At 36.6% G+C, this 24,092-nt stretch carries 22 protein-coding genes and 1 riboswitch; of the genes, 7 read left to right on the top strand and 15 right to left on the bottom strand.

What is annotated here, in order from left to right; translation table 11 throughout:
- Positions 1 to 110: 110 nt before the first annotated feature.
- Complete coding sequence (locus tag WH267_RS07545) at positions 111 to 2,237, top strand: outer membrane beta-barrel family protein (protein ID WP_340007018.1); 2,127 nt, start codon at positions 111 to 113, stop codon at positions 2,235 to 2,237.
- A 198-nt stretch (positions 2,238 to 2,435) separates the two neighbouring features.
- On the opposite strand, the gene WH267_RS07550 is transcribed toward WH267_RS07545, so the two are convergent.
- Both WH267_RS07550 and WH267_RS07555 read right to left on the bottom strand, forming a co-directional pair.
- Positions 2,436 to 2,906, bottom strand: coding sequence for an Hsp20/alpha crystallin family protein (locus WH267_RS07550; RefSeq protein WP_340007020.1), 471 nt, complete (start codon positions 2,904 to 2,906; stop codon positions 2,436 to 2,438).
- Between the two features lie 36 nt (positions 2,907 to 2,942).
- Entirely contained in the window at positions 2,943 to 3,233 is a 291-nt protein-coding gene (locus WH267_RS07555) for a hypothetical protein (protein WP_123321080.1), read from the bottom strand.
- A gap of 287 nt (positions 3,234 to 3,520) precedes the next feature.
- Here WH267_RS07555 and WH267_RS07560 point away from each other — a divergent pair, with 287 nt between their 5' ends.
- The gene (locus WH267_RS07560; protein WP_340007022.1) at positions 3,521 to 5,752 is read left to right on the top strand and encodes a TonB-dependent receptor domain-containing protein; all 2,232 of its coding nucleotides are present in this window, start codon (positions 3,521 to 3,523) and stop codon (positions 5,750 to 5,752) included.
- A 192-nt stretch (positions 5,753 to 5,944) separates the two neighbouring features.
- Here WH267_RS07560 and WH267_RS07565 read toward each other — a convergent pair whose 3' ends face one another.
- From WH267_RS07565 to WH267_RS07625, 13 genes are all read right to left on the bottom strand, one after another.
- Positions 5,945 to 6,655 carry a HesA/MoeB/ThiF family protein gene (locus WH267_RS07565; RefSeq protein WP_340007023.1) on the bottom strand — a complete coding sequence of 237 codons (711 nt, stop codon included), beginning with the start codon at positions 6,653 to 6,655 and terminating at the stop codon, positions 5,945 to 5,947.
- A 22-nt stretch (positions 6,656 to 6,677) separates the two neighbouring features.
- On the bottom strand, positions 6,678 to 7,796 hold the full coding sequence (thiH, locus tag WH267_RS07570; protein ID WP_340007025.1) for a 2-iminoacetate synthase ThiH: 1,119 nt from the start codon (positions 7,794 to 7,796) through the stop codon (positions 6,678 to 6,680).
- 11 nt (positions 7,797 to 7,807) lie between these two features.
- The gene (locus WH267_RS07575; RefSeq protein WP_340007027.1) at positions 7,808 to 8,584 is read right to left on the bottom strand and encodes a thiazole synthase; all 777 of its coding nucleotides are present in this window, start codon (positions 8,582 to 8,584) and stop codon (positions 7,808 to 7,810) included.
- 50 nt (positions 8,585 to 8,634) lie between these two features.
- Entirely contained in the window at positions 8,635 to 9,252 is a 618-nt protein-coding gene (locus tag WH267_RS07580) for a thiamine phosphate synthase (protein WP_340007030.1), read from the bottom strand.
- Positions 9,253 to 9,363: 111 nt separating this feature from the next.
- Positions 9,364 to 9,951: a thiamine phosphate synthase gene (locus tag WH267_RS07585; protein ID WP_340007032.1), complete on the bottom strand. Its 588-nt coding sequence runs from the start codon at positions 9,949 to 9,951 to the stop codon at positions 9,364 to 9,366.
- Positions 9,948 to 11,759 (bottom strand): phosphomethylpyrimidine synthase ThiC, encoded by a 1,812-nt coding sequence (gene thiC, locus WH267_RS07590; RefSeq protein WP_340007033.1) that lies wholly within the window; start codon positions 11,757 to 11,759, stop codon positions 9,948 to 9,950. Before thiC ends, WH267_RS07585 begins: the two co-directional genes overlap by 4 nt.
- 24 nt (positions 11,760 to 11,783) lie before the next feature.
- On the bottom strand, positions 11,784 to 11,990 hold the full coding sequence (gene thiS / locus WH267_RS07595) for a sulfur carrier protein ThiS (protein WP_340007035.1): 207 nt from the start codon (positions 11,988 to 11,990) through the stop codon (positions 11,784 to 11,786).
- A gap of 57 nt (positions 11,991 to 12,047) precedes the next feature.
- Positions 12,048 to 12,143: riboswitch (TPP riboswitch) on the bottom strand.
- Between the two features lie 111 nt (positions 12,144 to 12,254).
- Complete coding sequence (locus WH267_RS07600) at positions 12,255 to 14,291, bottom strand: Ig-like domain-containing protein (RefSeq protein ID WP_340007037.1); 2,037 nt, start codon at positions 14,289 to 14,291, stop codon at positions 12,255 to 12,257.
- 182 nt (positions 14,292 to 14,473) lie between these two features.
- Positions 14,474 to 15,286: a hypothetical protein gene (locus WH267_RS07605; protein WP_340007039.1), complete on the bottom strand. Its 813-nt coding sequence runs from the start codon at positions 15,284 to 15,286 to the stop codon at positions 14,474 to 14,476.
- A 13-nt stretch (positions 15,287 to 15,299) separates the two neighbouring features.
- Positions 15,300 to 15,977 (bottom strand): RluA family pseudouridine synthase, encoded by a 678-nt coding sequence (locus WH267_RS07610; protein WP_340007041.1) that lies wholly within the window; start codon positions 15,975 to 15,977, stop codon positions 15,300 to 15,302.
- A 5-nt stretch (positions 15,978 to 15,982) separates the two neighbouring features.
- Positions 15,983 to 16,306 (bottom strand): hypothetical protein, encoded by a 324-nt coding sequence (locus WH267_RS07615; RefSeq protein WP_115969845.1) that lies wholly within the window; start codon positions 16,304 to 16,306, stop codon positions 15,983 to 15,985.
- 9 nt (positions 16,307 to 16,315) lie between these two features.
- Positions 16,316 to 17,131, bottom strand: a complete 816-nt coding sequence (gene panB, locus WH267_RS07620) for a 3-methyl-2-oxobutanoate hydroxymethyltransferase (RefSeq protein ID WP_115969843.1) — start codon at positions 17,129 to 17,131, stop codon at positions 16,316 to 16,318.
- A 63-nt stretch (positions 17,132 to 17,194) separates the two neighbouring features.
- Positions 17,195 to 17,908 carry a Crp/Fnr family transcriptional regulator gene (locus WH267_RS07625; protein WP_076356973.1) on the bottom strand — a complete coding sequence of 238 codons (714 nt, stop codon included), beginning with the start codon at positions 17,906 to 17,908 and terminating at the stop codon, positions 17,195 to 17,197.
- 89 nt (positions 17,909 to 17,997) lie between these two features.
- On the opposite strand from WH267_RS07625, the gene WH267_RS07630 reads away from it, so the two are divergent.
- The 5 genes from WH267_RS07630 to WH267_RS07650 all read left to right on the top strand — a co-directional run bounded on the left by WH267_RS07630 (position 17,998) and on the right by WH267_RS07650 (position 24,089).
- Positions 17,998 to 20,376 carry a heavy metal translocating P-type ATPase gene (locus WH267_RS07630; RefSeq protein WP_340007048.1) on the top strand — a complete coding sequence of 793 codons (2,379 nt, stop codon included), beginning with the start codon at positions 17,998 to 18,000 and terminating at the stop codon, positions 20,374 to 20,376.
- A gap of 109 nt (positions 20,377 to 20,485) precedes the next feature.
- Positions 20,486 to 20,695: a cbb3-type cytochrome oxidase assembly protein CcoS gene (gene ccoS, locus WH267_RS07635; protein WP_340007050.1), complete on the top strand. Its 210-nt coding sequence runs from the start codon at positions 20,486 to 20,488 to the stop codon at positions 20,693 to 20,695.
- Positions 20,696 to 20,716: 21 nt separating this feature from the next.
- The gene (gene ccoN, locus WH267_RS07640; protein WP_115969836.1) at positions 20,717 to 22,978 is read left to right on the top strand and encodes a cytochrome-c oxidase, cbb3-type subunit I; all 2,262 of its coding nucleotides are present in this window, start codon (positions 20,717 to 20,719) and stop codon (positions 22,976 to 22,978) included.
- Between the two features lie 18 nt (positions 22,979 to 22,996).
- Positions 22,997 to 23,197 carry a cbb3-type cytochrome oxidase subunit 3 gene (locus WH267_RS07645; RefSeq protein WP_045501410.1) on the top strand — a complete coding sequence of 67 codons (201 nt, stop codon included), beginning with the start codon at positions 22,997 to 22,999 and terminating at the stop codon, positions 23,195 to 23,197.
- 10 nt (positions 23,198 to 23,207) lie between these two features.
- Positions 23,208 to 24,089 carry a cbb3-type cytochrome c oxidase N-terminal domain-containing protein gene (locus WH267_RS07650; protein ID WP_115969834.1) on the top strand — a complete coding sequence of 294 codons (882 nt, stop codon included), beginning with the start codon at positions 23,208 to 23,210 and terminating at the stop codon, positions 24,087 to 24,089.
- Positions 24,090 to 24,092 lie beyond the last annotated feature (3 nt).

Below are 24,092 nucleotides of genomic sequence, written 5' to 3' on the forward strand. Positions count from 1 at the left end.
AATAAGTTCACAGGTTAAATTTTCTCCTTTATCTAAAGGCCATTTCAAGGAAAAAGCATTGCTAATACCTTTGCTTCAGAAAAATAACAAAAACAAAACCTGATCCTCAAATGAAACAGCATATTCTTCTTATCACCGCTTTATTAAGTACGTTTGCTGCAGGGCAAACGAAAGATTCTACCAACCAGGTAAAAACAATTGAAACGGTAACCGTAAACGGCAAAAAAGCTTTAGTTGAACGTAAGGTAGACCGTCTTGTTTATAATATTCAAAATTCTATGCTATCAAACGGAAGCAGCGGAATTGAAGCACTGGCAAGTACCCCCCTGCTTAAAATAGATGAAGACAAAGGGATTATTTCAATTGCCGGAAAAAATGGTGTTTCAGTGATGGTAAATGACAGAATGCTTAATCTTTCAGGAACAGAACTTACTAATTATCTGAAGAATCTCCGTTCTGAAAATATCCTGAAGATTGAGGTAATCACTACTCCACCGGCAAAATATGATGCTCAGGGAAATAGCGGAATCATCAACATTGTATTAAAAAAGAATGTAGATCTTGGCTGGAGCGGTTATTTAAATACTTATTATACCCAAAGAACGTATGGCAGCTTTGGAGGGGCAACAGGAATCAATTATCAGAATAAAAAAGTAAAAGCCATTCTAAAGTTTCAGGGATTTGATACGGCAAAACGTTCTGTAGAAAACTTTCAGATCATGGGGAAAGAATCAGTATTCAGTAGAGACGAAAGAAGAGATATGTATAAAGGACTTGGACTTAATGCCAATGTTGATTATTCTCTTTCTGATAAATCTACAATAGGATTCATCTATGATATTACCAAAGGTGATATTGATATGGATATCTATTCAACACAAAATTATTTCAGCGGAAATACTCCAACGTTATTTACGGAAACGGATTCTAAACACCGTTCTGCTTTTACCACACAAATGTTGAATACTTATTTCGATCATAAATTTGGCGATCATAAATTGAGCCTTGGGTATAATTATTATGGAAATGTGCCCGATACTCAGGTCAACTTTATCACCACAGATCTTTCTGATCAGTCTAAAGAAACGGTTCGAAATCTGTCTGCTGTAGATTATAAAATTTCATCTGCACAGGCAGATCTTACCTTAAATTTCAAAAAAACACAGGTGGAAACCGGAGCAAAATACAGCCAATTTTCCAACAATTCAGACATTCAATATTTTGATCTTAAAAATGATCATTATGAAATTGATCCGGGTAAAACCAATCAGTTTGAATATGATGAAAAAAATTATGCTGCCTATATAAGTGCCAGTAAAGATTTTGGGGAAAAATGGTCAGCTAAGGCAGGACTCCGCTATGAATATGTTCAGACCAGCAGCATCTCTCCTACTGCACAATCCCAGACTGAAAACAATTATGGAAAGTTCTTTCCTTCTGCATATCTGTCTTATAAAGCCAATAGCAGCAATCAGTTCAGTATTAACTACTCCAGAAGGATTAACCGTCCGAATTTCCATTCCTTGAATCCTTTCAGATGGTATTCCAATCCGCGCAGCTATTCTACGGGAAACCCCGAGTTACAGCCTTCTTTCAATGACAATATTGAGCTTAATTATATTTTTAAAAATAAGTTTTCTGCCAACGTATATTATCAAAGAACAACCAATAATTTTGGACAGATTTTGTTTCTGGATCAGGAAGCTGTAACCAGCAGCTATTATAATTATTACAATCAGGATACTTATGGTATTAACTTCAACTATACTGATACGTTTTTTAAATTCTGGGAAAGTAATATTTCTACTTCTTTCAGTTATAATGAAACGCAGATTACAAAGTTCAACCTTATCCCAAAGAGCGGACAATCATTTTATTACTCTTTGAAAAATACTTTTCAGCTTAATAAGGCTAAAACATTCTTATTATTCATCAATTATTGGGAAACATTACCGTCCAGAGAGGGAAATACCTATCAAAAAAACATGGGTAGCCTGGATGCCGGAGTGAAAATGAGCTTTATGGAAAAAGCTTTACAGATTAATCTTTCTGTGACTGATATTTTTAAACAAGGCAGATTCATAGGAGACGCTTATTATGCTGATAACACCCAGTCATTTAATAATTATTGGGATGCCAGAAGACTGAATGTAAGTGTGACTTATAATTTTGGAAATCAGAAAATAAAATCCAATACCAGAGCTGTTAATTTTGAAGAGAAACAAAGAGCCCAGTAATCAAAAAATAATACCGGATATAATAAAAGCCTCACAAAGATTGTGAGGCTTTTATTCTTGAAATATTAGACTTAAAATTCAATAGGAGCAGACTTTGGTCCGCTTTCATAATCAATAACAATCCCAATGGCTTTTTTAGACATCTCTCGTCTAAATCTTATAGGTTTTAAAACCTATGAGATTAACTTGATAAAAAGATTATTTAATATCTACTTTTTGTTCCGGTTTATTCTTTTCCGGATTTTTAGGCAACGTTACCGTTAAAATACCATTTTCATAAAGTGCCGAAACCTGATCATCAAAAACTTTATCTGTTAATTGGAAGCGACGCTCAAAAGAACTTTCATAAAATTCCTGATAAATTAATTTAGAGTCTGGATCTTTTTCTTCATGGGTATAGGATATTGTAAGAGCCTGATTCTTAATGGCTATTTTAAAAGATTCTTTATGTAAACCGGCTGCATAAAGCTGTACTGTAAAATTATTTTCATTTTCAGTAATATTTACAGGTTTATAGTTATTGATCTTTTTATTGAACATTTCTTTAAAAGGGTCATTCCCTCCCATAAAATGTTCTTTAAATTTCTTTCCAAAGCCGCTTCTTTCAAATGCATTGCATTGACCTTGTTTTCCAAATGGATTGTGTGTATGGTTGTGTTGTGTATACATAATTTTAATTATTTGATTAGGTGTTGTTATGATTAATTATTGAATTGGGATAATAGCTAAATCCTCTTTTCTCATATGTGAATAGGCTGTTTTTTGCTGTTTTTGAAAGGTATTTGAATAAGGAAGAAACTCCATTGTCTCTTTTCCATATGCGATTTGTTTTTCATGTCTTTTTCCCATCATTTTTGCTACAAACATTCCGATTCCTGTTAATACCAATCCCGCAAGCAATAGTTTAAAAACTATGGATAAGATTAACACTGCTGCACCTACTACTATTGTAATTCCTAGTAATCTCGGCAGGATAAATTTTATTTTATTGTTCATTTTTGTTACTTATTAAATGTTAATTTCTTCTGATGTAAGATGAAGTAAATCCGAATTTACTTTTTCATTTTCAATTGTTTAAGCGCTAAAACCTCTTACATGGTACAAGACGATAATCAATTTAATTTTACTTTATTCTTTTTTATTTTTTTAAATAACAAAATATTTTTTCAATCATTAATAGTCGATGGGCACACTCTTTTTTAAATAAAATATCAACTATAAATTAGACCTATTGTAACAAAATTCTTTTTTGGGCGTCTAACCAGATAGTAGTAAAAAACATTATGAAAAAAACTCTATTCGCCATATCGCTGGTAAGTTCTATACTTACTTTTGCCCAGGAAAAAGGCAATAATAGCAACAAAGAAAAACAAATTGACGGCATTGTTATCACTAAAACTAAAAAAGCCGTTGAACAAAAAGCAGACCGTACTGTTTTTGATTTTTCTGAACAACCTCAGCTAAATAACGGGAATGTTCTTGAAGGAATTAAAAAGCTTCCGGGTCTTGTTGCTACAGATATTGCAGGAATGATGTATCAAGGAAAAATGCTGGAAGTATATCTTAACGGAAGGCCTCTCAATATCACGTCCAATGAATTGAATTCTTTTCTTGAAAGCATGCCGGCCAATTCTGTAGAGAGAATTGAAGTTGTTACACAGCCCGGAGCAGAGTTTCCTGCTACATCAGGAGGGGCTGTAATGAATATTATTACGAATAAAAACGCCAATAAATACTTAAGCGCTACGTATTCCGGAAATTACACCTTCACCAATTACGATAAATACAGAAGCAGAACCACAAACTCTGTGAATTTAAATGCAAGAAATAAATATTTTGGATGGCAGCTTAATGTGGGACAGAATTATCGTGAAAGTATGATGAATACAAAGCAGGATGACTTATTGAACGGTAATACGGATCGATTTGCCCGTACTTATTTTGCTAAGGCAGGAGTAACTTTTGACCTTGGACAGGACAGATTATTACTGAACTACGATATTTATCACAATAACAATGATAATTATACTTTAAGTGATGGTATAGGTGACAGAACCCGGGATGAGAACTCACCTAATAAGGTTTATATAAGGGACTATACTTTCGGATCTTCAGATGTAGCCAGAACCAATACGGTAAGACAGGAAGCTGTAGTAACCTATCAGAAACGCTTCTCTGATAAATCTCAGAAATTAGATTTCCAATTTGGTTATACAAAAGCCTACACTAAATTTGGACAGGATAATATATTCTTTAACAAGACTTATGAAAATCCTATAGAACCTCTTCCAACAACGAACCTGGGAAGTGTGCTAAGTAATAATTCTGATATGAGAATTGCTAACTTTAAGGTTGATTATTCTCAACCCATCAAGCTTCTTGATGGAGGAAAAGTAAGTGCCGGAGGATTATATGAAAAACAAAATTATGACACAGAAAGCCTTGGGCTTACCAATCTAGAATACCAGAGACAGACAGCCTCTACTTACCTGGAGTTTCAGGCAAAATTGAAAAAGTTTGATTTCACTTTGGGATCACGTTTTGAAAACTATGACATTTCAGGAATCACCAGATATTTTGATAAAGATGGAAAACTTGTTCAGGATGATTTGCTTCCATTTAATAAGTTTAAATTCTTTCCGAATGCCAGCATACAGTATAACCTGATGAACCAAGTATATGTGGCTGCGAATTACAACAAAAAGATTAGCTTACCAAGTATTTCTGCCCTAAACCCCAATAATACCACATTTGGAGGCCCGAATACTCAAATTACAGGTAATGCCAATCTTCAGCCGACCATTTTTGACAACTATGAGTTGAAAATTTCTGCTTTTGATTATGCGTTCATTGGATATAGCGTAAGCTCAGCCAGCAACCAGGTGGCACAGATCATTAAAAAAGAAGGGAAAAACCTTTACAATCAACAGGTTAATATCTCTAATATGAAAATTCATAATTTCAATATTGGTCTTCCTGTGCCGTTCCAGATTTTTACCAAGTCCATAGGTGAGATTATGAAGTCGAACTTCAATCCTGACAAAATGAATTTCATGTACATTTATGCAGGATATCAGAAGCATGAGATTGATAACCTCAACAATAAAGGATTCTGGATTTTTAACCTGATGACTCAGCTGATCCTTCCAAAAGATATTAAGCTTACAGCAAATTACAGCTACCTGACACCAAAAGCAGGGTATTTTTACTTCACTGCGGAAAAACCATTTAGCAATAACTTAGATATTACCCTGACGAAAAAGTTTATGAACAATCGTCTCACAGTGTCAGTTTTTGCGAATGATATTTTCAATGGTCAGATCATGCAGGTACGTTCCAATCCACCATTAGGAGAAAGTGTAATGCTTAGAACGAAATATGATTCAAGAAACTTTGGAATTTCCATTAATTATAAGATTCCAACAAGAAATAAACTGGCAAAAGAGGATCCAAATATCCTGAACCAAACCAAGAAAGACGATAATGGTGGAGTTATGCAGCAGGGACAGCAATAGATTTAAATGATATAATAACCGAAAATGAGGCCGTAATAGTATTACTGCCTCATTTTTTATTTTTATTGATTTACATATCTCACACAGGTTTAGCTGATACCGCAGATTCTTTCTTTTAAAGAATAAAGCTGTTGCATAAGATCTGCGAAATCTGTGTGATCTGCGAGAAACAAAAACCATCCGCTTAGCAGGCTAAAAATCTAAAGTCTGAAACTTCCAGTTCAGTGTATCAATTAATGTTAACTGATTCAGATGTACAGGAAGATCTGTGATGAGTTTCAAAGTCTGAAGCGCCATCATGCTGCCTACAATTCCCGGTAGAGCACCTAAAACACCTAGGCTGTCGCAATCCGGCATCTCTTCATCAAAAGGAGGTTCAGGAAAGATATCCCGTAAGTTTTTACTTCCCTGATGATTAAATACAGCTACCTGACCAGTAAAGCTTAAAATACTTCCATACACCAATGCTTTCCCCAATGTTACACAGGTATCATTCACCAGATATCTTGTTGAGAAATTGTCTGAACCATCTACCATAATATCGTATTGGGAAAGGATTTCTAAAGCATTAGATGCAGTAATTTTTTCTTCTATAGGAATTACTTTTACCTGATAATTAAGATGGGTTACAAATTTTTCAGCACTTTTCACCTTCAACTCCCCTACTCTGTCTTCATTATGAATAACCTGACGGTTCAGATTGTGAAGTTCCACATGATCGAAATCGGCGATGCCTAGAGTTCCTACACCTGCTGCTACCAGATATTGAATCACAGGGCTTCCCAATCCTCCGGCACCTATGACAAGAACTTTTGAAGCCATGATTTTCTTTTGTCCTTCCAGTCCTATTTCTTCAATAAAGATCTGACGGCTGTATCTTTTAAAAATATCTTCGCTTTGCATAGTAAACATTTATTCTTGAAACTTAAGCACCACTATAAACAGAATCCCAATCTTTCATCACCGGATCATACCCTGATTTTTTAATCATATTTTTAATTTCTTCCATACTTCTTTCGTCGCTGGTTTCAAATTGCTCCAAAGATTCCTGATCTACTGCATATCCCCCAGGATTTGTTTTTGAACCTGCACTCATAGTAGTAGCCCCCAGTGAAACAATATGATTTCTAAAGGTTTCATTTTCTCTCGTAGATACAGATATTTCAAGATCTTCATTCCATATTCTGTAGGCACAGATCAGCTGCAGCAAGTCTTTATCTTCCATGATAAAGTTAGGTTCAATAATTCCTTCTGCTGGTCTAAGCCTTGGAAATGATACTGAAAACTTACTTTTCCAGTATTGTTTCTGCAGGTAATCAATGTGAAGAGCATTGAAAAAACTGTCTACACGCCAATCTTCCAGTCCGAGCAACACACCGAGTCCCATTTTATGAATTCCAGCCCTGCCAATTCTGTCAGGAGTATCTAAGCGAAAATGGAAATTGGATTTTTTACCTTTCGGGTGATATTCTTTATAGACTTCCTGATGATAAGTTTCCTGATATACCAACACCGAATGAACTCCCTCTTCATGAAGAAGTTTATACTCTTCCTCTTCTAAGGGCTGTACTTCAATGGAAATATTGGAAAAATGAGGTCTCAGTAAACGAACTGCATTCTGAAAATAAGGGACTCCCACTATTTTATTAGCTTCTCCGCTTACCAAAAGAACATGGTTAACCCCCATAGACTTCAGCACTGAAGTTTCTATTATCAATTCTGTATCAGAAAGTGTTTTTCGCCTCAAATTATTATCCAGGCTGAATCCACAGTAAGTACAGATATTCTGACATTCATTGCTGAGATATAATGGCGCGTATAATTGGATGGTCTTTCCGAAACGTTTCTGGGTAAGCGTTCTCGTCATATTAGCCATGAGTTCAAGCTCCTGTGAAGCTACCGGCGAAAGCAGATTCAAAAAATCATCCAGTGTCCTGTTTCTTTTCTGAAGACTATTTCGGACCTCGGAAATGGTTACTTTTTCAAGTCTGGTTTTTACCTCATCCCATTGGTGTAGTTCGAAAACCTCCTTAAAACTATTCATGATTCTGATTTTTATTCAAACAAAAATGAAGTCAATGGACTTGATGCTTCAGCATGATTCGCTATAGCTCCCAATCCTGATTCAAAGGCTCTTCTTCCGGCAATGACTCCTTCTTTAAAGGCCACAGCCATATTTAAAGGGTTTCGTGCTACTGCAATGGCTGTATTCACCAAAACAGCATCTGCTCCCATCTCCATTGCTTTTGCCGCATCAGACGGTGCTCCAATTCCTGCATCTACAACAACAGGAACATTGCTTTGGCTGATGATAATTTCTAAGAAATCCAATGTTCTCAATCCTTTATTCGTTCCAATAGGTGCTCCTAAAGGCATTACAACTGCTGTTCCTGCATCTTCAAGACGTTTGCATAAAACCGGATCAGCATGGATGTAAGGCATCACGACAAATCCTAATTTTGCCAGTTCTTCTGTTGCATATAGTGTTTCAATAGGGTCTGGTAATAAATATTTCGGATCAGGATGAATTTCAAGCTTTACCCAGTTAGTTTCTAAAGCTTCTCTGGCTAACTGTGCTGCTAAAACCGCTTCTTTTGCTGTTCTGGCTCCTGAAGTATTGGGCAAAAGATGAACATTTGTGCTTTTTAAGGAATCTAATAGGTCATCTCCTGTCGACTGTGCATCAATTCTCTTTAAAGCCATCGTTACCATATTGGATTCTGAAGCTACCACAGAGGCTGCCATATCTTCAAGGCTTCCGAACTTTCCTGTTCCTAAAAACAATCTGGATTCAAAGGTTCTGCCTGCAATTATTAATTTTTGATTATGCATAGGTAATTATTTATTTTTTTTCGACGTTATTGCCTGAGCCTTGTCAAGGTTTAAAACCTTGACAAGGCTTTTAACTCATTAATAATGGCTGGCTGGTTGGTAATCTGTCCAGAAACTGCTACTCCATAAATTCCAATCCTTTGTAAAGACTGAATATCTTCAGGACCAACTCCTCCAATCGCAAATATTTTTGGAATAGCAACCGACTTTTCATTAAGCTGATTTACAATTTCCTGATAGCCTTCAAATCCAAGAACAGGGCTGAGTTTTTCTTTTGTAAAAGTGAATCTTAATGGTCCCAAACCAATATAATCACACGATTCCTTCATTCTTTGAAGAACATCTGAAATCGTATTGGCTGTTCCACCGATGATCTTATTTTCACCTAAAATACTTCTTGCTTCTTCAATGGAACCATCACTTAATCCTAAGTGAACTCCATCAGCATCTATTGTTTTTGCCAATTGAACATGATCATTAATAATACACATTGACTGATATTCTGAGCAAAGCTGTTTTGAAGTTTCACAAAGATTTATTAATTCATTTTCAGGGGCATTTTTCCAACGGATCTGCACCCATTTTATCCCATTATCCAAGGCTTTACGGATATTCAGCTCTTGTTCATTTTTTGTATTTCCTTGTGAGATGTATTGTAATTTTTCCATATTGACTAGGAATGTATTCCCAATAGAAAGAGGGATTACTTTTAAAAAAATTTCTATATCTAATTTCTCATTTCTACAGACTGTTTCTTTTTGTAAATTCTCTTTATAAAATCACAAAAGAATGTTCTTTCTGCATTTTTTAAAAACATGTAAAGGTTCATTACTCTCCCAAATAGCTCCTAACAAAGCCACACCATCTACTCCAAGATCAAAAACTTCCTGAATATGACTGGAATCAATTCCACCTAAGGCAATCAGTTTTACATGTGGATTATTCCTTTGAATCAAACTTTCAATTACTGTTGAATCAACTCCATACCCTTTTTTGGAAATACTTGGAAAGAATGGGCTTATGAAAGCATATTCCCATTCTTTTTCTAAAGCATTATAAGTGGTAATCTCATGAACAGAGGTTGAAATTGTATTGCCATTCATCAAAGATTTATACTTCCCTTCCTTTCGAACTTCTTCTCTAAAGTGAAGTCTGGAAATCCCGTAATCTTTTCCAAGGTCATAATGACTGTGGAGTACCAGCCTAGGATAGAATGAAGCATCAATACTATTGATAAATTCAGTCATTTTTTCCCGGCTGATCCATGGTTTTCTGATATGAAGGAAATCCAGTCCATCATGAAACATCTGATTGATGATTTCTGACTCGTTAGGAACTATGATTTCAGGAGTGATGACGAGAATCATATATAAATTTCCTTTCCGTTTTCAATAAACTCCTGCGATTTGTCAAACATTCCTTTCTCTGCAGACTCACGGATTTCCTGAGTAATTTTCATAGAGCAGAATTTCGGCCCGCACATAGAACAGAAATGGGCAATTTTGGCTCCATCAGCAGGAAGTGTTTCGTCATGGTAAGCTCTGGCGGTATCCGGATCTAATGAAAGATTGAACTGGTCTTCCCATCTAAATTCAAATCTCGCTTTACTTAATGCATTATCCCTGTATTGCGATCCCGGATGTCCTTTTGCTAAATCGGCAGCATGAGCTGCCAGCTTATAGGTAATTACCCCCACTTTTACATCGTCTTTATTTGGAAGACCTAAATGTTCTTTTGGTGTTACATAACAAAGCATTGCACATCCGAACCATCCGATCATTGCGGCCCCAATTCCTGAAGTAATATGGTCATAACCCGGTGCAATATCTGTAGTTAAGGGCCCTAAGGTATAGAAAGGTGCTTCGTCACATACTTCCAATTGCTTTTTCATATTTTCTTTGATCATATGCATCGGAACGTGTCCCGGCCCTTCAATCATCACCTGTACATTGTGCCTCCAAGCAATTTTAGTCAGTTCACCTAAGGTTTCCAGTTCTGCAAACTGAGCCGCATCATTGGCATCAGCAATAGAACCCGGACGTAAACCATCTCCTAAAGAGAAAGCCACATCATACTTCTTCATGATCTCGCAAATCTCATCAAAATGAGTATATAAAAAGTTTTCTTTATGATGATAAAGACACCATTTAGCCATAATAGACCCTCCTCTGGAAACAATTCCTGTTACTCTGTTTGCTGTAAGGTGAATATATCTCAATAAAACGCCAGCATGAATGGTAAAGTAAGAGACTCCTTGTTCGGCCTGCTCAATCAAGGTATCTTTAAAAACTTCCCATGTTAAATCTTCCGGTACTCCTTTTACCTTTTCAAGCGCTTGATAAATCGGAACGGTACCAATAGGAACCGGGCTATTTCTGATGATCCATTCTCTGGTTTCATGAATATTTTTTCCCGTAGAAAGATCCATAATGGTATCTGCACCCCATCGACAAGCCCAAACAGCTTTCTCCACTTCTTCATCAATACTTGATGAAACTGCACTGTTTCCTATATTGGCATTGATTTTTACCAAAAAGTTTCGCCCTATAATCATGGGCTCACTTTCCGGGTGATTGATATTATTCGGGATAATCGCTCTTCCGGCAGCAATTTCATCTCTTACAAACTCCGGGGTAATTTTGCTTTTGGGAGTATTGGCACCAAAACTGTTTCCAATATGCTGGCAAGCCATTTCTTTAGGGACCGTTTCAAGCTGTTCTATCCTTTGATTTTCTCTGATTGCCACATATTCCATTTCAGGAGTAATGATTCCCTGTTTTGCATAATAAAGCTGGGTAAGTTCCTTTCCTTCCTGTGCTACTTTAGGTTTGTGATCGTAGGAAAAACGCAATTCATCAAGTTTAGGATCTGCCAGACGGGCTTTCCCATATTCTGACGTAATTCCTTCCAGAACATTGACATCTTCTCTATCCAGAATCCATTGCTCTCTGATTCTTGGAAGCCCTTTCTGAATATCAATGGATGCATTTTCATCCGTGTAAGGACCGGAAGTATCATAAATGGTTACCGGAGCATTTTCTTCAAAATTTCCGTTGTTAAGCTTTGTAGGGCTAAGCTGTATTTCACGCATTGCTACGCTGATAGGATGAATTTTTCCTTCAACATACATTTTCTTTGAGTTCGGAAATGGCGAACATGTAATGGAGTGAGCCATAAATATTGGTATTAAATATGAGAATTATCCGCCCTGAGTGGCAGTAATGATTAAAATTGAATCCAGATTGTTAAGGAAAGTTTCCGCCCAGGCAGACAGCGGAATAATGCGATTGTTGAGTGCTACGGCAATACCTTTCTTTTTTCCGGGTAATTCCATAGCCAGTAATGCTTCCAGATTTTCGGGAAGTACATTAAATGTTTTTCGGGTGTGGTTGATTATAAGTTCCATTCCTAATTATTTAAATATACTTTAGGAATGGCCATTATTGTACAATAGAATGTACAGCAAAAGTCACCTACTTTTCCCTACGCTGGTATGATCCAGATCAGGTTCAAAGGGTAAAGTCTCAGTCTGTAAAAACAGACACCCCTAAAGTATGGGACGAAGTTAGTTATTTTTTAAGAATAGGCAAAATCAAATTTTACAGGAACAAAAAAGGCTGGAACCCTTAAGGTTTCCAGCCATGGATATTTGAAATGAAAAATAAATAATTTACTGTTTTATGACTTTAGTCTGCTTTTGCATTCCATCTTTCATATTCAGATTAAGAATGTATACCCCTGATTTCAGATCTCCTAAGTGGATTTCTTTAGTTAAGTTATCAATTGTTTTTATGATTCTTCCTGACACATCCAGCACCTGAAGCGATTTTGCCTTCTCGATATCGGAAATGATAATGGTCTCTTTAAAGGGATTCGGATAAACCTTCATCTGATCTCTTTGCTCCACTTCCGATGTTCCCAGGCAATTTACCGTTGCAGTAACCATAGTTCTTTCACTTTCACATTTATTGCTTACCTCCCAATCATAAAAATAATAATAGGATGAACTTGTTGAATTTCCCGTAAGATTTCCTCCCGTAATAGAAACTATTCCAGGAACTGTAAATGGATACGTTCCCCAGGTTGAACCCGATTCTCTTACCAAACCTGTAACCTCCCCTGATCTGGTTAGCATCATCAGCTTATAATTACTCCCCGGTCCTACTACAAAGTTTAGCGGAACGTAGGTCTTTACAAATGGTGCAGAAGTCCCCGTAAGGTTAACGGTAATGGTCTGCAATGTTACAGCAGGAGAAACACTTCCGTCCTGTAAAGCGATTTCGACTGTTCCACTTCCTGTTCCCATCGGATACACATATACTCCTTTGATGGTCATCGTAGAATAAACATCAAAAAACAAACCGGCAATTAAAGTATATCCTGAGGCAGATGTGGCATCAGAAAATCCCGTTACCGCTGTTTCTCCTGTTGAAGAGGTCGCATAATAAGACGTTGTATTACTAAGTACAGGAGTTGTAAAAGTATTTCCTGTACCTACAACATTTCCTCCTGTAGCCGCATCATACCAGGTAATAACAGCCCCTGAATCTGTGGTAGCAGATAATGTAGCTGTAGTATTGGGACAAAGTGTTGCCCCGGTAGTAAGAATTGTTGGCGGTAAACATAAAGTCGCAGCCCGTACAGGCTGAAAAGACCATACACTGGTATTTCCACTGCCACAATTTGATCTGATCCATATATAATAAACAGTACCAGGAGACAATGATGACAATATAGTGGAAGTTCCTGAAAAATTAGAAATAGTTGGAGGAGTAGAAGCCGTTGGAGCAGTATTGGAATTACTATAATAGATATCATATCCTGCAGGAGATGATGGAGAAGCCATCCATGATAGTGCTACACTATTATGAGTAGCGGCTCCTGCGGCTAACCCTGATGGAATATAACATATTGGAGGAGTCCAGGTATAGGTTAACCCGGCAGCCGGCATTCCCGGAACAGAATTATTAACATTAAAGGCCTGTGAACTGTTGTTTGCTGTTCCTGCTGTAGAATTTACAAACTCCAATGTTGTTGCGTTCAGGCGGTTATTAAAATCAATAATTGAAGCTCCTCTTAGTCCTATCTGAGCTGTTCCTGTAACATTTGTACTTCCAGCCAGGTAAGACCCGCTATTGTATACCATCTGAACTACATTAGAAGTTTCTTTTAAACGAGCCTGAAATCCAAAAGTATAAGCTGCAGTAGCAGAAATAGAACTATTAGGCCTGAAATCCTTCCATTGGATAACTATTTCTCTGTTGGGAGCTGATCCTGTTGTTATCCAGCTGATATCTCCGGTAACCCCATTAACATCAAACACACTGCTCAGGTCTCTTCCAAAAACAGAAATCACCCCATCATAGGCTGCTGCTGTAGACAAAGGTGAAGTATTAGTTGCAGAAGGAGCTGTAGTCCCAAATGTAATAAAACCATTCGTTGACACATTCAGAGAACTATATGAAGTTCCGTTAAATATAAAGTTAAATGGCAATGTTACAGGATATACATTACTGTTAAGGTTAGTTGTAGAAGTATTATCTGTAGCTGCCTCCAGGATGGTTCCTGTTATCGGGGTATAAGTACCCGTCTCCTGTGCAAAACTATAGGCACTTACCTGTGCAAAAGCGGAAGAAGAGCCTACCAGCAGAGCAAGACTGAAAGCAGCTTTCAAATACTTCTTGTAAATTTTGTAAAAATACATCATAGCTAGTTAATTTTGTTTCCTAGCTAAGATAATGTTTTTTGATAATAATCTGTTAAAATTTAAATATTAATGAATAATAAACACAAAAACAAAGCAATCACAATAAATAAAACATAAATAGTTTAAATAATAAAAGACCGACTTAATTAAGTCGGTCTTCATATATTTTAAAAATAAGCATTTTAATAAAATAGCTTTATCGTTCCATCAGCATTGTATTGGTTAAACCAAGATGATTCATCTTGAGAAACTAATTTATTGTCGATATATTTCAAAGTAACAATCTTTTGATAGTTATTTTTAGATAATGATGAATGAATATATTCATCAAAAATATATAGCTTTTTTAATGGGTTTGGAGCTTTATCATAGTTACTAAACTGTACTTCCTGTTGTATATAAATGTCAACATTATTCTGCATAGTTACAGTTTTTACACTTTTCAAATTTCCATCACTGTAGTAAGTAAACCTATTTACATTTTTATTGGGATAATTATACTTAGGAAATTCCGTCACTATAGCCACAAGTTTATCCAACTGGTATTGATAAATTAATTCTCTCTCTACAATATTCTCATCAAGAAATACCACACATTTCTTTATTTTTCCTTTACTATCAAGTTCAAATACTTTTTTTTGCAGTGGTACAAATCCAGTTCCTGGCCCCGAGCTATGGTTAGAAGTAGTAATGAAATTACCATTATAAGTAACCTGTGTGTAAACTTTATTTGAAATAAAATAGCGATCAAATCCACCTTCAGTAATTCGCATTTTCATCCCATTTTTTTTGATTACCCTATTCTGAGCATCATATTCAAAATAATAATTAGGATCACTTAACTCTGTAGTGGCGTATGAAAAAGGAAAATACGATGACAGCTTCGTTATATTGCCCAGCTCTTGCTCTTTTTCTGTTTCAATTTCATCATTACTACTGGAGCAAGATGTAAAAGCCAGCAAGATCGTGGCTAGAAAAAATAATTTAAGCTTCATTGGTTATTGTTTTTTATTCTTCACAAGCCCTCCAAATAGCATCATTCTGCGGAACAGTAGCTATAATTTCAATTTTTTCTTTGGTGACAGGGTGAATAAACTCCAGTTTTCTGGCATGAAGGTTAATTCCACCATCCGGATTGGAACGTGGGGCACCATATTTTAAGTCTCCTTTAATCGGAACTCCTGTTTTCGATAACTGTGCTCTGATCTGATGATGCCTTCCTGTTTCAAGATCTATTTCAAGAAGAAGATAATTATCCAATGTCTTAATAACATGATAAGTCAAAATAGCTTCCTTGGCTCCTTCTGTAGCCTTTGGAAAAACAATTGCCTTGTTATTCTTTTCGTTCTTTTTTAAATAATGAACCAGCCGCTGGCTTTGTGGGATCATTTCTTTGGCTACTACTGCCCAATACGTTTTTTTAACCTCACGATTCTTTACCATCTGAGTAAGACGGGAAAGTGCTTTCGAGGTTTTAGCATAAATGACCAAGCCAGAAGTAGGACGGTCTATACGATGAACCAAGCCGAGAAAAACATTTCCCGGCTTAGTATCTCTTACTTTGATAAAATTCTTTATAGATTCTAATAGTGACTCATCACCGGTCTTATCACCCTGTACAAGCTGACCGACTTTTTTATTGATCACCAGAAGATGGTTATCTTCATATACAATCTGTTCCTTCATTCAGCCTATCTGTTTCTGTTTCTATTTGTCATTGAAAGAACAATTCCTGCCAAAAGACCAATCGTTTTAAGCATTGCCAGGTTTGAACTGTCTGGTAAAAACGCTCCAATTACACAAACTCCCGCTGCCGCATACATGGCATACATAAAGTTTTTATTGGTAAGTAAAGGTGCCTGAATAAAGAAACTGGCTCCTATCAGAACATAAAACACCTTTCTGGAAAGCAAATGATTGATCTCAGGAGAAAATAAGTTAAACCAGCCAATAGCCAGGCATACCAATGCTGCAATAGATAAAATTCCCTGAATAGATTGTTGTTGATTTTGCATGAATTAATTTTAATAACTTTCGTTTTGGTTGGGGAAATCTACACTTTTTACATCTTTTACATATTGAGATACTGCTCCTGTAATTTCGGTGTAAAGATCAAGATACCTTCTTAAGAACTTCGGACTGAAACCTTTATTCATTCCCACCATATCATGATATACTAAGACCTGACCGTCACAGTCTGCTCCAGCACCAATTCCAATTGTAGGGATAGAAATACTTTCAGTTACTCTTTTAGCAAGTTCTGCAGGAATTTTTTCCAATACAACAGAAAAACATCCTAATTCCTCTAAAAGCTGGGCATCAGCAATCAGTTTCTCAGCTTCAGCCTCTTCTTTTGCTCTTACTTTATAAGTTCCGAATTTGTAAATAGACTGTGGAGTCAACCCCAAGTGTCCCATTACCGGAATTCCGGCGTTGATAATTTTTTTAATAGATTTTGAGATCTCTTTCCCTCCTTCAATTTTTACGGCATGAGCACCTCCTTCTTTCATCATTCTTACTGCTGACTCCAATGCTTTCTCAGGATTACTCTGATAAGTTCCGAATGGCAAATCTGCTACTACCAAAGCCCTGTCCGTACCTCTCACTACACTTTGAGCATGGTAAATCATTTGGTCTAATGTAATAGGTAATGTAGTTTCAAAACCTGCCATTACATTGGCTGCAGAGTCTCCAATCAAAATAGCGTCTACACCACCTGCATCCACCATTTTTGCTGTGGTGAAATCATAAGCAGTAAGCATTGTTATTTTTTCCTTGTCGAATTTCATTTTACGCAAGGTTTCAGTCGTAACTTTTTTAATTTCAGAGTGAACAGACATAATTTATCTATTTTTTAAAAGTTAAAAAGTCGGCCATTGAGCCGACTTAAGTTTTTATGATTTTTATAAAACTACGTGACCGAGTTTCATGAGTTTGTCGTGATTTAGAATCTTGATGTTTCGTCCATCCACTTCTATCAGGCTATCCTGTTTGAATTCTGAGATCAGACGGATGGCACTTTCTGTGGCAGTACCAATAATGTTGGCAATTTCTTCTCTTGTTAATGAGATTTTGATAAACCCTTCTGGATCTACTCCTAATTTTTGCTCCAAAAGAAGTAATATTTCCGCCAGCCTTTCTCTTACCGTTTTCTGGGCAAGGAAAGTAATGGTATTGGAAGATTCTCCTAATTCGTAAGAAATTTTCTGAAGCATTACGAAAGACAATTGCGGATCTACCTCCAGAAGATACATAAAGATATCTGCTGGTAAGAAAACACATTCAATGTCTGTCATAGCTTCTGCTTTGGCTTGGAAATTTTCCCCGCAAAGCAAAGAACGATAGCCGATGATATCCCCCTCTTTGATAAATCTTAAAATCTGATCTTTCCCGAACGCTCCGGATTTTGAAAGTTTAGCGGCTCCTTTTTCTAGGACAAACACTCCTCTCGGAGTTTCCCCATCTTCGAAAATAGTATCGTGTTTCTGAAAACTCAATCTTTTTTTACCGTTAATATATTTTTCAAAATCTGCGCTAGAAAGTCTTTCCTTAAAAGATTTATCATTAAAAACTCTGGCGAACCTCTCTTCAATTGCTATCTGTTGTTCCTGCGGCATTTTATATGATATTTATCACAAAAATAGAACTTTTTAACTCGATAAACAAAAAAAATTGTTATAATTTTGTAGTTCAATATTTTAGGGAGGTGAGCGAGAACTGTTTTCATTGTGGTCAAGGTATAGAAAAAGAGAGAATTTTGTTTGATGAAAAGATTTTCTGCTGCAATGGCTGTAAGTCTGTTTATGAAATTCTGAATACGAATAATTTAAGTAATTTCTATGAACTTAATAAAGGGGCAGGAATTCGTCCAAACGATGAAAATTCTACCCATTTCGACTATTTGGACACTCCTGAAATTTTCGAGAAAGTGACCGATTTTTCTGAAGGAAACACCAGTCTTGTCACTTTCAAAATCCCTGTAATACATTGTTCTTCTTGCATCTGGTTACTGGAAAGCCTTCATACCCTGAATCCTTATATCAAATATTCCCAGGTTAACTTCACAAGAAAGACCCTACAGATTTCATTCAACCACAAAGATCTGAAATTAAGCGAACTAGCTAATTTCTTAACCAATTTAGGATATAAACCTGTTATCAGCCTTGAAACTGCTGAAAAAAACGTTGATCATCTTGACAAATCGCTTCTTGTAAAATTCGCCATTGCAGGTTTTGCTTTTGGAAACGGGATGTTTTTAGCATTCCCCGAATATGTAGGAGGTGAAGATTACTGGATGGAACATTACAAAGGATTATTCAGAGTATTAATGTTTCTATTGGCCTGCCCTGTTGTATTTTATTCCGCTTCAGACTATTACAAATCCGCATGGTACGGGTTAAAAAATAAAATCGTCAACATTGACATCCCTATTGTCTTAGGAATATTGGTTCTTTTCGGAAGAAGCATCTACGAAGTGGCAACAGATTACGGTCCCGGGTACTTCGACACCCTTTGCGGGCTTCTGTTTTTCATGCTGATGGGTAAACTTTTCCAGAAGAGAACCTATAGTGCTCTTTCATATGACAGAGACTACAAATCATTCTATCCTATTGCCGTAACAAAAGTAGACTTCGAAGGAAAACAGGACAACATTCTTCTTTCTGAAGTAAAAGTAGGTGACAGAATTTTAGTTAGAAACCAGGAAATCATTCCGGTAGATGCTATTCTTATCAACGGAGAAGGAAATATTGACAACAGCTTCATTACCGGAGAAAGCGAAAGCATCAGCAAACAGCCAGGTGATAAAATCTTCGCAGGTGGTAAACAAATAGGATCCTCTTTAGAACTGGAGGTTATTAAGAATGTAGATCAAAGCTACCTTACCCAACTTTGGAATAAAGAAGCTTTCAAGAAACACGAAACAGGTCTTGACACTCTGACCAACAACATCAGCAAATATTTCACATTCATTATTTTAGGCATCGCTCTTGTTTCCGGAATTTACTGGGCGTTCATTGATTTAGAGAAGATGTTCCAGGTTATTTCAGCCATTCTGATTATTGCATGCCCTTGTGCACTTGCATTATCCGCACCATTTACTTTCGGACACATTATGAGAATTTTAGGCCGAAATAAGTTTTACGTAAAAGATACTTTAACGATTGAAAAAATCGCAAAATTAGATACGATTGTTTTCGATAAAACAGGAACTATTACTCACCGGAAAAAATCAAACATCAGATACGAAGGAACCGAAATCAATGAATTCGATCAACTGAATATCAAAACCTTATTAAAGAACTCAAACCACCCGCTGTCTAAATCTCTTTATGAATACATTGAGTTTAATGACAACTATTTCCCGGTTGAAAACTTCCAGGAAATTTCAGGAAAAGGATATGTTGCCAACATTAGAGGAAACGCTTATAAGATCGGCTCTGCACGTTATAACAACCAAGAGCCCAAGAATCTTGAAACCGCTGTTTATATCAGCAAAAACGACGAATTTTTAGGAAAATTTATCTTTAAGAATGAATACAGACCAAGACTTAAAGACTTATTTAACAAACTCACCCACTACAAAATATTTATCCTAAGTGGAGATAACTCCTCAGAGGAAACCCAGCTTAAAGAGCTTATTCCAAACTACAAAGGAATGGCCTTTAACCAAAGCCCCGAAGACAAACTGAATTACATCAAAAACCTTCAGGATCAGCACATGAAAGTAGCCATGCTTGGTGATGGACTGAATGATGCCGGAGCATTAAAACAAAGTAATGTAGGAATTGCTATTGCTGATGATACCAACAGCTTTACACCATCTTCCGATGTGATCATGAACGGTGAAAAAGTAGTTACTTTAGACAACTACCTGAACGTTTGTAAGGGTTCTATTACGATTGTGAAAATGACATTTATAATCAGTTTTCTTTACAACATCGTTGGGTTAAGTTACGCAGTTACAGGACACATGCATCCGCTTTTTGCAGCTATCATCATGCCTGTAAGTTCTATTACGGTAGTTACATTTACAACAGTTTCAACATGGATACTGGGTCGCAAATACTTCAAAAAACAGGCTTAAATGCGCTTATTTAGACTGATTTTAAATTAGCTGAAATCGGCATTTCGTGATGAATGTCATTATTTTTCACTAAATTTGAACCCCGAAAATAGGTTAATTTTGTTGTCCAATGGATATTCTATATTTAATGATCGTCTGCAGTGTTTCTTTAGCTGTGATCTTCCTGGTCGTATTTATAGTGTATGCCAGAAAAGGACAGTTCGAAGATGATGAATCTCCGGCTGTTAGAATTCTTTTCGATGATGAAGTCAAAGAAAAAAATGAAACTGGCAACAAGGATAAAGACGAAAAAGAAATAGGAGAAAATAATAAAAATTGAGAAAAATAGTGAATAGTTGATATGGAAACACAAAAGTTTAGTTATGACAATAGTATTGTCCGTGCGTTCCTCTATGCGACCATTATCTTTGGTTTCATAGGATTTACGTTCGGGCTTACGGCGGCATTAATGCTTTTCTACCCAGAATTACCTGAATTCTTATTCGGTACAGATGATACAACCATTAATAGTTTGGCATCGGGTAATATTCAAGGGTTAATAAACACTCATGGAGCGTTTGGTTTTGGTAGAATCAGAATGTTGCACACCAACACCGTGATCTTTGCGTTCGTGTGTAATATTGTTTATGTAGGGGTATACTACTCTACGCAAAGATTATTGAAGACAAGAATGTACAGTGATACATTATCTTGGATTCACTTCTGGACATGGCAATTTATGATTGTTGCTACGTTCATTACATTCTTTATGGGTATTAATACATCTAAAGAATATGCTGAACATGAGTGGCCGATCGATATTCTGATTGCATTCTCATGGATCATTTTCGGAGCAAACATGATTCTCACTATTTCAAAGAGAAGAGTAAGACACCTTTATGTTGCTATTTGGTTCTATCTTGGAACCTGGGTAGCAGTAGCAATGCTTCACATCTTCAACAACCTTGAAGTTCCATTATCTTTCTCTGGCTGGAAATCTTATTCTGCATATGCGGGAGCAAAAGATGCCATCGTACAATGGTGGTATGGTCACAATGCAGTGGCATTCGTATTGACAACGCCGGTTCTAGGTTTAATGTATTACTTCTTACCAAAAGCTGCAGACAGACCTGTATTCTCATACAAACTGTCTATTATTCACTTTTGGTCACTAATCTTCGTATATATCTGGGCTGGTCCTCACCACCTTCAGTATACCGCTCTTCCGGCATGGGCACAGGCAGTAGGAACTGGTTTCTCGATCATGCTTATCGCACCATCATGGGGAGGAATGTTAAATGGTCTTCTTACCTTAAGAGGAGCTTGGGATAAAGTAAGAGAAAATCCTATCCTTAAGTTCTTCGTAGTAGCTGTTACCTGTTATGGTATGGCAACGTTTGAAGGTCCGCTTTTAGCAACTAAAAACATCAACAAAATTGGTCACTTTACAGACTGGGTTATCGGTCACGTACACTTAGGAGCTCTTGGATGGAATGGTTTCATGGCATTTGGGGTTATCTATTATTTGGTACCAATCATGTGGAGAACAAAAATCTGGTCTGTAAAATTAGCTAACTGGCATTTCTGGTTAGGGACATTAGGAATTATTTTCTATGCAGTACCAATGTATATTTCTGGATTCACACAAGGATTAATGTGGAAGCAATTCAACCCGGATGGAACATTACTATGGAAAAACTGGTTGGATACTGTAACGGCGATCATTCCTTACTTCAAAATGAGATTCTTAGGAGGTATCTTCTATATTTCAGGAGCTATCCTAATGATTGTTAACGTAATTGCTACGGTAAGAAAAGGATCATTCCAGAAAGAAGTTCCTGCTGAAGCACCTGCATTAGCAAACATCGGAAACAAACGTAAAGAAGGAGAAGGATTCCACCTTTGGCTTGAAAGAATGCCATTACTTTTAACAGTATTATCATTATGTACAATTTCAATAGGAAGTATGGTAGAAATTATTCCTACTCTATCTCTTAAGAAAAGTGTACCTACCATTTCAGCTGTGAAGCCTTATTCTCCGCTTGAACTTGAAGGTAGAGATATCTATATCCGTGAAGGTTGTAACGCTTGTCACTCTCAGATGATCAGACCGTTCAGAGATGAGATTACAAGATTCAACGGTAAAAACGGACAGTACTCTAAAGCTGGGGAATTCGTATATGACAGACCATTCCTGTGGGGTTCTAAGAGAACCGGACCGGATTTACATAGAGAAGGAGGTAAAAACCCAAGTTCTTGGCACTACAAACACATGTATAACCCAAGATCTACTTCTGCAGGTTCTATCATGCCTCGTTATCCTTGGTTAATTGCTACTGATTTAGACAGATCTAAAATGGTAGACAAATTAAAGCTTATGAAGAATACGTTTGATGTACCTTATACAAAACCTCAAATTGATTCTGCAAATGCATGGGCAGACAACCAGGCTAAGAAAATTGTAAAAGATATCTTCTCTGAAGCAAATGACTTGAAAGAGGCTTATGCTAAGAGACCTCAGGGAGAATTAGAGAAAAAAGAAATTATTGCTCTTATTTCTTATCTTCAGAGATTAGGAACAGATATTAAAACAACTGAAATTAAAACAGCAAGTAATAACTAAAAACATTAAAAGATCAGTATGATTCCTCAGAATTTTAAAGATATATTATCCAATACAGAAAATGCTGGCTTCTACCAGACACTGGCTCTGATTTTCTTTATGCTGTTCTTCGTTGCTCTGGTAATTTATGTTTTTAGCAAACCTAAGAAATATTACAAAGAGGAAGAAGAAGCTCCCCTTGGAGAGGATGAAGACGATGATTTTAATTTAAAAAATTAAACTATTTTTTATGAAACAAAGAACACCTGTTGTTGTAAACATCTTGATAATAATTGGACTTTTAATAGTTTTTTATTATTTGTTTGTGCAGAGCTACGCGTTCCTAGCTTCGCCTTACTTCTGGGGAACTGTTGTGATAGCTGGTATCCTTGCCTTTATCCACAGTGCTATTGGAGATTTGATTGAAAATAACAAATTCAAAAAATTATCTCCGGAAGAGAAAGCGGCTTATTTAGCTGAAAAGAAAATCCCTTTCTTCAAAAGAATGTATGAAGCGGCCTTCAAAAAGCAGTCTGATACAGAAGAAAAAGATATCCTTATTGACCATGGTTTCGATGGAATTATGGAGCTGGATAACCAATTACCAAAATGGTGGGTAGGTTTATTCTATTTTGGGACTGCTTTTTGTATTGTATATATTGCAGCCTATTCATTTACAGATTTCGCTCACCCATTAAGCGAATATGAAAAAGAATATAAAGAGCAATTGGCGAGTATTGCAGCTTATGAAGCAACCCAACCTCCTGTAACGATTGAAACAGCTAAATATTCAGCTGATAATATTGCAGAAGGTAAAGAATTATTCAAAACAAACTGTGCATCTTGTCACAAAGAAGACGGTAGTGGAGGTATTGGTCCGAACTTAACGGATAACCACTGGATCAACATGCCTGAGAAGACGTTATTCAAAAACGTATTCCATATGGACTGGAATGGTTCTCCTACTAACCCTGCGATGAGAGCATTTGGTAAAAACGGAGAAGTTTCTGGAGCTGAAATTGAAAAAATTGCAGCCTATGTATATCACATCAACCAGGAATTACCACCAGTAACTCAGGCTCAGGGAGGAGCTGCTCCTCAAGGAACTGAAGCGCACTGGGAAAAAGAATAATTT

This window comes from Chryseobacterium sp. MYb328 (assembly GCF_037572595.1).
In the GTDB taxonomy this organism is placed as follows: domain Bacteria; phylum Bacteroidota; class Bacteroidia; order Flavobacteriales; family Weeksellaceae; genus Chryseobacterium; species Chryseobacterium pennae.